The sequence below is a fragment of the Enterobacter sp. K16B genome (assembly GCF_020216105.1).
In the GTDB taxonomy this organism is placed as follows: Bacteria; Pseudomonadota; Gammaproteobacteria; order Enterobacterales; family Enterobacteriaceae; genus Enterobacter; species Enterobacter sichuanensis.
Map to the genome: position 1 here is coordinate 1 of NZ_JAIWJZ010000168.1, position 9,441 is coordinate 9,441.

10 protein-coding genes are annotated in these 9,441 nt (G+C 53.0%); 4 read left to right on the forward strand and 6 right to left on the reverse strand.

What is annotated here, in order from left to right:
• Positions 1 to 178: 178 nt before the first annotated feature.
• Positions 179 to 910, reverse strand: a complete 732-nt coding sequence (gene dnaQ / locus LDK53_RS21935) for a DNA polymerase III subunit epsilon (RefSeq protein WP_045285097.1) — start codon at positions 908 to 910, stop codon at positions 179 to 181.
• A gap of 64 nt (positions 911 to 974) precedes the next feature.
• Here dnaQ and rnhA point away from each other — a divergent pair, with 64 nt between their 5' ends.
• On the forward strand, positions 975 to 1,442 hold the full coding sequence (gene rnhA / locus LDK53_RS21940; protein ID WP_025757603.1) for a ribonuclease HI: 468 nt from the start codon (positions 975 to 977) through the stop codon (positions 1,440 to 1,442).
• Here the strand turns inward: rnhA and LDK53_RS21945 are convergent.
• Positions 1,427 to 2,158, reverse strand: a complete 732-nt coding sequence (locus tag LDK53_RS21945; RefSeq protein WP_025757605.1) for a class I SAM-dependent methyltransferase — start codon at positions 2,156 to 2,158, stop codon at positions 1,427 to 1,429. The two genes, rnhA and LDK53_RS21945, sit on opposite strands and share 16 nt — an antisense overlap.
• A gap of 32 nt (positions 2,159 to 2,190) precedes the next feature.
• Between LDK53_RS21945 and gloB the strand changes: the two genes are divergently transcribed.
• The gene (gloB, locus tag LDK53_RS21950) at positions 2,191 to 2,949 is read left to right on the forward strand and encodes a hydroxyacylglutathione hydrolase (protein ID WP_225288067.1); all 759 of its coding nucleotides are present in this window, start codon (positions 2,191 to 2,193) and stop codon (positions 2,947 to 2,949) included.
• 68 nt (positions 2,950 to 3,017) lie between these two features.
• Complete coding sequence (mltD, locus tag LDK53_RS21955; RefSeq protein WP_032672480.1) at positions 3,018 to 4,382, forward strand: murein transglycosylase D; 1,365 nt, start codon at positions 3,018 to 3,020, stop codon at positions 4,380 to 4,382.
• A 52-nt stretch (positions 4,383 to 4,434) separates the two neighbouring features.
• On the opposite strand, the gene LDK53_RS21960 is transcribed toward mltD, so the two are convergent.
• The 3 genes from LDK53_RS21960 to LDK53_RS21970 form a co-directional block, all read right to left on the reverse strand.
• On the reverse strand, positions 4,435 to 5,208 hold the full coding sequence (locus LDK53_RS21960) for a class I SAM-dependent methyltransferase (protein ID WP_225288068.1): 774 nt from the start codon (positions 5,206 to 5,208) through the stop codon (positions 4,435 to 4,437).
• A gap of 75 nt (positions 5,209 to 5,283) precedes the next feature.
• Positions 5,284 to 6,084: an endonuclease/exonuclease/phosphatase family protein gene (locus LDK53_RS21965; protein WP_024909448.1), complete on the reverse strand. Its 801-nt coding sequence runs from the start codon at positions 6,082 to 6,084 to the stop codon at positions 5,284 to 5,286.
• A gap of 136 nt (positions 6,085 to 6,220) precedes the next feature.
• Complete coding sequence (locus tag LDK53_RS21970) at positions 6,221 to 7,396, reverse strand: MFS transporter (protein ID WP_225288069.1); 1,176 nt, start codon at positions 7,394 to 7,396, stop codon at positions 6,221 to 6,223.
• Positions 7,397 to 7,500: 104 nt separating this feature from the next.
• Here LDK53_RS21970 and yafC point away from each other — a divergent pair, with 104 nt between their 5' ends.
• Entirely contained in the window at positions 7,501 to 8,406 is a 906-nt protein-coding gene (gene yafC / locus LDK53_RS21975; protein ID WP_225288070.1) for a DNA-binding transcriptional regulator YafC, read from the forward strand.
• Positions 8,407 to 8,435: 29 nt separating this feature from the next.
• Here the strand turns inward: yafC and dkgB are convergent, their stop codons facing one another.
• Positions 8,436 to 9,239 (reverse strand): 2,5-didehydrogluconate reductase DkgB, encoded by an 804-nt coding sequence (gene dkgB, locus LDK53_RS21980; protein WP_155030716.1) that lies wholly within the window; start codon positions 9,237 to 9,239, stop codon positions 8,436 to 8,438.
• Between the last annotated feature and the right edge of the window lie 202 nt (positions 9,240 to 9,441).

Sequence of the window (9,441 nt, forward strand, 5' to 3'; positions counted from 1 at the left end):
CCCCTGCGTGACAGGCAGGTATTCTAACCGACTGAACTACCGCTCCACTGTTCCCGTTTGGGGAACGAGGCGCATATTACGGTGTGCCTCCGATCCCGTCAATGCTTTTTCTCACGTTTTGAATCGTTTGCTGCAAAAATCGCCCGAACGATGATTTTACAGGCATTCCGGCGCTTTTTCAGGCGCGCCACATACAGCTTCCGCCTTTCTTCTGCACCAGATCCAGACGGGATTCGTGGTTAAGCAACTCTTCATCGCTGGCTAAAACAACCCGCAACCGACTGGCCTGGCGAACGACGCGCTGAATACCCGCTTCGTCCTGCGTCTGCTGGGATTCGTTTTCCATGCTGAACTTCATTGACGTCTGGCCACCCGTCATCGCCAGATAGACATCAGCCAGGATCTGGGCATCGAGCAACGCCCCGTGCAGCGTTCGCTTGGTGTTGTCTATCTCATAGCGCGAACAGAGTGCGTCAAGGCTGTTACGCTTGCCGGGGAACATTTTCCTCGCCAGCGCCAGGCTATCGGTGACCTTGCAAAACGTATTCGTTTTCGGAATATCGCGCTGGAGCTTACTAAACTCATAGTCCATAAAGCCGATATCGAACGAGGCGTTGTGGATGATGAGCTCAGCGCCTTTGATATACTCCAGAAACTCGTCCGCCACCTCCGCAAAGGTCGGCTTATCCAGCAAGAACTCATCGGCAATACCGTGAACGCCGAACGCTTCGGGATCCACCAGCCGATCGGGTTTCAGGTAGACGTGGAAGTTGTTCCCCGTCAGACGACGGTTCACCACTTCAACGGCACCGATCTCGATGATCTTATGCCCTTCGTAGTGCGCGCCGATCTGGTTCATACCGGTGGTTTCGGTATCGAGGACAATCTGGCGAGTAATTGCAGTGCTCATAGCGGTCATTTATGTCAGACTTATCGTTTAACTGAACGTTTCAAATACAGGAAGTCTACCAGAGATGCGTAAACAGGTAGAAATTTTCACCGATGGATCTTGTCTCGGCAACCCAGGGCCTGGCGGCTACGGTGCGATTATGCGCTATCGCCAGCATGAAAAAACTTTTAGCGAAGGCTATTTTCTGACCACCAACAACCGGATGGAGTTGATGGCGGCCATTGTGGCGCTGGAGGCGCTAAAAGAGCATTGTGACGTGGTGTTAAGCACCGACAGCCAGTACGTGCGCCAGGGGATCACCCAGTGGATCCACAACTGGAAAAAACGCGGCTGGATGACCGCCGATAAGAAGCCGGTCAAGAATGTCGATCTCTGGAAACGGCTTGATGCCGCGCTGGGGCAGCATGAAATAAAGTGGGAGTGGGTAAAAGGCCACGCCGGCCATCCGGAAAACGAACGCTGCGACGAACTGGCGCGGGCGGCGGCGGCCAACCCCGCTCATGAAGATGCGGGCTATCAGCCCGACGCCTGATCGTTTTTTTTGTACTGTCGCGTGGCGCCCACGGTCTGGCGGATGGGCGTTTTCGATTTGCTCTGCTTCATCGGATTAAGCGTAAGAGGAATGGTTCGCTTACGCGCCACGATAAACTGCAAACAGCCCAGTGCAGGCAGATGGGTGCTCAACACGACGCCCCCCTGCCGCGCCCAGGGCAGCACCTGAAAACCACCGTAGCTGAGCACTTCAAAATTCAGCAGTGAAAGCCAGTCAAGCTGGCGCATCATGGTGAACATCCGGCTGTTGTAAGGTGGGGTGCGGCGCAGCACCGGCACCAGCTTACGCAGCCCCATCAGACTCAGCGGATTGAATGCGCTAAGTACCAGCCAGCCGTCATCAATCAGCACGCGATCGGCTTCGCGAAGCAGACGATGCGGGTCGCTGCACCAGGGTAACGTGTGCGCGAGCAAACACGCATCAACGGATTTTTCGGCAAACGGCAGATGCAATGGGTCGGCCTTCACCTGAACCGGCGATCCGCCGAGAGAGACATTGACCTGATGCGAGATAGCGCAGCTTTCGGTATTGATTTCCGCGCTGAGATTGCCAATCTTAAGCAGGTGAAAGCCATACATTTTCGCGAGCCAGGGCCTGAGCTGCTGTTCTAACGCCTCGCGATAGTATTCACCCCAGGGCAATTCCGCCCAACGTTCCGGTGCTGCGACAGTCTGAGGTATCCTTGCCGGTTTCATCAACACACCCGCCACGCTATAAGAGGTAATGTATGAATCTTATCAGTATTCCTGCTTTTGAGGACAATTACATCTGGGTTTTGGTTGACGACCAACGTCGATGCGTCATTGTCGACCCCGGAGAGTCTGCCCCCGTTTTGCACGCTATTAAGGTAAATGGCTGGCAGCCTGAAGCCATTCTGTTGACCCACCATCATCACGATCACACTGGCGGTGTTGGCGAGCTTCGCGCCCGTTTTCCGCATCTTGTGGTTTACGGACCGGCAGAGACACAAGATAAGGGAACCACGCACATAGTCGAAGAGGGCAAAAATATCCTCATCGGCGAGTGGGAGTTTTCTGTATTTGCTACACCAGGTCACACTTCAGGACATCTGTGTTTCTACAGCAAACCTTATCTGTTTTGCGGCGACACGCTGTTCTCCGGAGGCTGCGGAAGACTCTTTGAAGGCACACCAGCCCAAATGTATCACTCTTTACAGAAGATTAGCGCCTTACCTGACGACACTGTTATTTGTTGCGCGCATGAGTATACATTAGGAAATATGAAGTTTGCTGTTGGCCTGTTACCGGAGGATCGGGCGATTCAGGATTATTACCACAAAGTGAAGGAGTTACGTGCAAAAAACCAAAATACACTCCCCGTAACTCTGAAAAATGAGCGCCAAATTAATTTATTTTTACGAACAGATGATATTGATTTAATTAATAAAATTAACCAAGAAACAAATTTGCAACAACCAGAAGAGCGATTTGCATGGTTAAGGTCAAAGAAAGATAACTTCAGATAATTGCGGGTTGCCTTTTCAAAAATTCGCCGTTATCATCGCTCGTCTTTTAAGCAACTATTGACACACACATGAAGGCAAAAGCGATATTACTCGCCTCTGTCCTGCTCGTAGGTTGCCAGTCGCAGAACGGCAGCAACGTACAACAGCACGCACAGAGCCTTTCTGCAGCTGGTCAAGGGGAAGCAGGGAAGTTTACAAGTGCAGCGCGCTGGATGGACGATGGGACATCTTTCGCGCAGGATCAAGACTTGTGGACCTCTATTGGCGACGAGCTAAAGATGGGAATTCCGGAAAACAGCCGGATTCGCGAACAGAAACAGAAGTATTTAAGAAATAAGAGCTATCTCCACGATGTAACGTTACGGGCAGAGCCGTATATGTACTGGATAGCCGGGCAAGTTAAAAAACGTAACATGCCTATGGAGCTGGTACTCCTACCCATAGTGGAGAGCGCTTTTGACCCACACGCGACGTCTGGCGCCAATGCCGCAGGCATTTGGCAGATCATTCCGAGCACCGGGCGAAACTATGGTCTGAAACAGACCCGCAACTATGATGCGCGTCGCGATGTTGTCGCTTCCACGACAGCCGCTCTCGACATGATGCAACGTCTGAACAAGATGTTTGACGGCGACTGGCTGTTAACGGTCGCAGCGTATAATAGTGGCGAAGGTCGTGTACTGAAGGCAATGAAAGCGAATAAAGCACGGGGTAAATCCACCGATTTTTGGTCGCTCTCACTGCCACAGGAAACAAAGATTTACGTACCGAAGATGCTGGCATTGAGTGATATTCTCAAGAACAGCAAGCGTTACGGTGTACAACTGCCAACACCAGACGAAAGTCGTGCACTGGCGCGCGTTCGCCTCAGCAACCCGGTTGATATTCAACAGGTCGCTGATATGACGGGTATGTCGGTCAGTAAATTGAAAACCTTTAATGCTGGCGTTAAAGGCTCAACCCTGGGGGCAAGTGGCCCACAGTATGTAATGGTTCCGCAGAAGCATGCTGAGCAGTTACGCGAGTCTTTAGCGTCGGGTGAAATCGCCGCCGTTCAGTCAACGCTGATCGCGGATGCATCATCCGTCAACAGCCGCAGTTATAAGGTTCGTTCAGGTGATACGCTTTCGGGTATTGCATCACGTCTTGGCGTGACGGCAAGCGATCTGCAGCAGTGGAATAACCTGCGCAGTTCAGGCCTGAAAGTCGGTCAAACGCTGACAGTAGGTGCAGGGAGTAGCGCACAGCGTCTCGCCAGCAACAGCGATAGCATTACCTATCGCGTGCGCAAAGGCGATTCACTGTCCAGTATCGCAAAACGACACGGCGTGAACATCAAAGATGTGATGCGCTGGAACAATGATACTGACAACCTGAAACCAGGCGACCAGCTGACGCTGTTTGTGAAGAACAGCGCTACGCCAGACTCCTGATGACACGATCGCAAGGTAAAAAGGCACCGATTCCCCTCGGTGCCTTTTTTATTTATCCCGCTTTCTGGGCTTCAGCCATGATGGTATCGCTGGTGAATGAACCGTCATCCTGCAGTTCAAAGTACGCCTTCACTTCTGCGGACGCACTCTCCTGATACAGCCTGATCGCCTGGCTCAATGCTTCCGGGGTGCGCATACGCGCGATCCACGAGCTGAACTCCAGCGGCAAACGGTCTGTTATTAACGCGCGCGTAATCAGGCCCGCTTCAGTGATAAAGGTTAACCACTCTCCGGCAGAGTAGTTTTGCACATGGGAGGTGTCGCGCAGCGCTTCCACCGTCTGCAGCCAGATATTGCGTACCGGATGCCCGGGCGACATGACATCCATAATAATGAAGATGCCACCTGGCTTCAGAACGCGTTTGACTTCGCGTAATGCCTGGCCGACATCATGCCAATGGTGCGCGGAATAACGGCTAATCACCACCTCAAATGACGCATCGTCAAACGGTAAGGATTCGGCATACCCCTGGCGCGTAGCAATGTTCTGCAACCCTTTCGCTTTTGCCGCTTCAGCAACCACTTCCAGCATCTGGCCGGATAAGTCATATGCGGTGACCTGCGCCACCTGCTGCGCAGCCGTAAAGCTGGCATGCCCCGCGCCGCAGCCTAAATCCAGCACGTGGGCCTGCGGGAATGCCGCCAGGCGTTCACCGAGACGCACCAGATCGCGGCCAGAAGCGTGTACGGCGCTGCTCAGATAAGCATTTGCCTGAGAACCGAACTGTTTTTCTACGTTGTCATGATGGGAGTGTGTTGTTGTCATCGTACTGTCCTTTGTGAGTTTAAAATAAAGGGCAGCACCCGCACAGGCCTGCCCCACGGCAGACCTGACACACCATTATTTATCAGGTTTGCCGGGACTGAATTCGACGAGTAGAGGATTGTGATCGGAGGCACGCGTGACCAGAACAGAGGCGTCGTGCACGCTCAAACCACGATAGAAGACAAAATCGAGAGGACGACCAAAGGCTTTTTTGCGCTGGTCATCGCTAAAACGAACTTCACGCAGCGACATTTCGCGCGCAAAGCGGTACAGCGCATTCATGCGCGGGCGGCTCCAGGCATTGAAATCACCGGCCATGATGATGGGCCCACTGTGATGCGCAATCTGATCGCCAATAGGGAGTAACTGCTTACTATACACATCCACGCCGAGGCTGAAATTGACCGCGTGGATATTCACGACCATCAGCATTCGGGTATCCGGCAGCGGGTAGACCGTCACCAGCGCCGATTTCGCCAGACGCAGGATAGGCTCGCGTTCGCGTAAGGGGCAACAGTAGACCGGATGCGCCGCAGACAGCGTCATTACACCGGAGGGATGTTGAGGCAAAACAAATGCTGGCACCTGGTCGGCGGCGAGATAGTTAGTGGTCGCAAACCTGACCAGTTCAGGGGTGGTTTGCGCCTCCTGGAGCAGAACCAGGTGGGCATCTTTTCCAAAGTTCTTGAGGACCGATAACCACTCGGCGCGCTGCTGCTTAAAGATATTCCACACCAGCACGCGAATTTTTTCATCGCTACTTAACGGAGTACCGGCGGGCAATGCCTGGCTGATGCTCGCAAACGACCCCGGAGGCAAGATCCTCTCCGCGGGCATTCCGGCAACATAACGCATGGCATAGGTATTTTTTCGCACTTTTGGAAACAGCCTCTATAACATGAACCAGCCCGGAAAACGGACTGGTTCTAATGTTATAGGGACTTTAGGTCATACTTTCAACGCAATTTCTGAGAAACCGCTTTCCAGTTTTGTAAGCAAGCACTTACTCATGTCATCCCAGTGCCACACGGGCTGGTTTATCCAGACGTCCGCTCAGACCAATCAGCAGGAGGGCCACCAGGACAATCACCGCGCCGATCCAGGGCGTCTGAGTTAATCCAACATGCGCGACGGTTTGTCCGCCAATGATGGAGCCCAGCGCGATACCAATATTAAATGCGGCAATGTTCAGACCTGATGCCACATCCACCGCATTTGGAGTGTAGAGCTCAGCTTTTTGTACAACGTAAACCTGAAGCCCGGGCACATTGCCAAAAGCAAAGATCCCCATGACGAGTACCGTAACCAGCGCAGCGTAGTGTATCGAAGCCGTGAACTGGAAAATCAGCAGCAGCACGACCAGGACAGCGAAGATGAATTTCAGTGCCGGGACCGCGCCATGCTTATCTGCCAGCTTGCCACCCCAGATATTGCCAATCGCAACGGAGATACCGTATCCCAGCAAAATCCAGCTCACGGCATTGGGAGAGAAACCGGCCAGATCCTGCATCATCGGTGCCAGGAAGGTGAAGGCGGTGAATACCCCACCATAGCCCAGGGCGGTAACCGCATAGATGATCAGTAAACGTGGGTGCGTAAGCACTCTCAGTTGATCGCGCAGGCTGGCGCTCGCCCGGCCGGGAATATTCGACGGAACCAGCAGCAGGCTGGCCACCAGGGCGATGACCCCCAGTAAAGAGACGGCCAGGAAAGTTTCACGCCAGCCGAAGTGCTGTCCGATAAACGTCCCCAACGGTACGCCCGTGACCAGGGCGACGGTCAGCCCACCAAACATGATTGCAATGGCTGAAGCCGCTTTCTCTTTAGGTACCAGGCTGGTTGCAATGGTGGAACCAATCGAGAAGAACACACCGTGTGCGAGGCCAGTCAACAGGCGGGCAATCACCAGCGTTGTGTAGTCCGGCGCTTGCCAGGCCAGAATGTTGCCGGCGGTAAACAGCACCATCAGCGCGACTAACAGCTGCTTACGTGGAAAGCGCCCGGTCAGGGCAGTCAGCACTGGCGCACCGACGGCAACGCCCAGGGCGTAGATTGAGACCAACAGCCCGGCGGAGGGCAATGAGATCGCAAGCTGGTTAGCAATGGTAGGAACCAGTCCTACGATAACAAATTCGGTCGTGCCGATTGCAAAGGCACTGATCGTCAGGGCAAGTAGCGCCAGTGGCATAAAATACTCCGTATCATCAGGATTAAGATGACAGGCAGTATGCGCCAGTGGTTAAATAACAAAAATGGTCAAAATCTCAATAGAATTTTGCAGGTGGTGCAACAATGAAAGCTACGTCGGAAGAGCTGACAATCTTTGTCGCCGTCGTCGAAAGCGGCAGTTTTAGCCGTGCGGCCGAACAGCTGGGGCAAGCTAACTCAGCCATTAGCCGCGCGGTAAAAAAACTGGAGATGAAGCTTGGGGTGAGTCTGCTCAACCGGACGACACGGCAGCTCAGCCTGACCGAGGAAGGTGAGCGCTATTTCCGCCGCGTACAATCGGTTCTGCAGGAGATGGCGGCAGCGGAGACGGAGATCATGGAAACACGCAGCACCCCGCGTGGGTTGCTGCGCATTGATGCGGCCACACCGGTAGTTCTGCACTTTCTGATGCCGCTGATCAAACCTTTTCGTGAGCGTTATCCGGAAATGACACTCTCATTGGTCTCCTCCGAGACCTTTATCAACCTTATCGAACGCAAAGTGGATGTGGCGATCCGGGCGGGAACACTGACGGATTCAAGTCTGCGTGCGCGTCCTTTGTTTGCCAGCTACCGTAAAATTATCGCCTCGCCGCAATACATCACTGAACATGGCAAACCTGAAACGGTTGAAGAGTTGAAACAGCATCTGTGTCTGGGCTTTACGGAACCCGTGTCGCTGAATACCTGGCCTGTCGCCTGCCCTGACGGTCAGTTGCATGAGATCACCTGCGGGTTGTCGTCTAACAGCGGGGAGACGCTGAAGCAATTGTGTCTTGAAGGCAACGGGATCGCCTGTTTGTCTGACTACATGATTGATAAGGAAATAGCGCGTGGTGAACTTGTGGAACTGATGGCGGATAAACGTCTGCCGGTCGAAATGCCTTTTAGCGCAGTGTATTACAGCGACAGAGCGGTGAGTACACGCATCCGTGCCTTTATTGATTTTCTGAGTGAGCATATAAAAACAGCTCCCGGAGGAGCTGTGTGAGGGTTAAGTGTACAGAGGGTGGGTCAAACTTAATCCCAGTTTGGCGCTAAACCTTCAGGGCTGACCAGGCGGTCGTTGCACTCCAGAGCAGCGATCGCTTTTTTGTCGTCAGCATCCAGTTGAAGATCCACGGCTAACAGGTTGCTGGCCAGGTTTTCACGTTTAGTTGATGATGGGATCACCGCATACCCTTCACCCATCGCCCATGCCAGGATCACCTGCGCAGCCGTCGCATTATGTTTCTCAGCGATGCGCATAATCACTTCATCTTTCAGCGCCTTACCGTAAGCCAGCGTCATGTAAGAAGTGATGTGGATGCCGTGCTGTTTGGCCCAGTCCACCACTTTGCGGTTTTGCAGATAAGGAGAGAGTTCAATCTGGTTGGTCGCAATGTTGTCTGCGCCAACAGCGGCAATGGCTTTTTCCATCAGCGGAATGGTGAAGTTGGAAATGCCAATTTCACGCGTCAGGCCCTGCTTTTTCGCTTCCAGAAGTGCCTGCATGAATTCTTCCACAGAGACGGCATCGTTTGGTGATGGCCAGTGGATCAGCGTCAGATCGACATAGTCGGTGCGCAACTTCTTCAGGCTCTCTTTCAGGCTCGGGATCAGCTTGTCTTTGCTGAGGTTTTCAATCCAGATTTTGGTGGTAATAAACAGTTCGCTACGCGGCACGCCGCTTTCTTCAATGGCCTGACCCACGGCAGCTTCGTTTTCATAGATCTGTGCCGTATCAATTGCACGATAACCGAGTTCGAGTGCGGTTTTTACAGATGCGATAACAACGTCGTCTTTCAGGCGGAAAGTGCCCAGGCCAAATGCAGGGAGAGTCATATAATCCTCGTTATTCATAATGTTTGTTAACTGAGGAGAATTATCGCTACAGCGGTTATGAAGAAAAAGATCGTAAAACGCAGAGGATTTTTGCTTGTTTAGCAATAATTGGGCGACAGATAAGAAAAAAGCCCTGAGCGTTAACTCAGGGCTTTTAATAAGTGGCGGAACGGACGGGACTCGAACCCGCGACCCCCTGCGT

Excerpts from the sequence above, each read along its gene's own strand:
- dnaQ (WP_045285097.1), bottom strand. The coding sequence starts at position 910 with ATGAGCACTGCAATTACTCGCCAGATTGTCCTCGATACCGAAACCACC.
- rnhA (WP_025757603.1), top strand. The coding sequence starts at position 975 with ATGCGTAAACAGGTAGAAATTTTCACCGATGGATCTTGTCTCGGCAAC.
- LDK53_RS21945 (WP_025757605.1), bottom strand. The coding sequence starts at position 2,158 with ATGAAACCGGCAAGGATACCTCAGACTGTCGCAGCACCGGAACGTTGG.
- gloB (WP_225288067.1), top strand. The coding sequence starts at position 2,191 with ATGAATCTTATCAGTATTCCTGCTTTTGAGGACAATTACATCTGGGTT.
- mltD (WP_032672480.1), top strand. The coding sequence starts at position 3,018 with ATGAAGGCAAAAGCGATATTACTCGCCTCTGTCCTGCTCGTAGGTTGC.
- LDK53_RS21960 (WP_225288068.1), bottom strand. The coding sequence starts at position 5,208 with ATGACAACAACACACTCCCATCATGACAACGTAGAAAAACAGTTCGGT.
- LDK53_RS21970 (WP_225288069.1), bottom strand. The coding sequence starts at position 7,396 with ATGCCACTGGCGCTACTTGCCCTGACGATCAGTGCCTTTGCAATCGGC.
- yafC (WP_225288070.1), top strand. The coding sequence starts at position 7,501 with ATGAAAGCTACGTCGGAAGAGCTGACAATCTTTGTCGCCGTCGTCGAA.
- dkgB (WP_155030716.1), bottom strand. The coding sequence starts at position 9,239 with ATGACTCTCCCTGCATTTGGCCTGGGCACTTTCCGCCTGAAAGACGAC.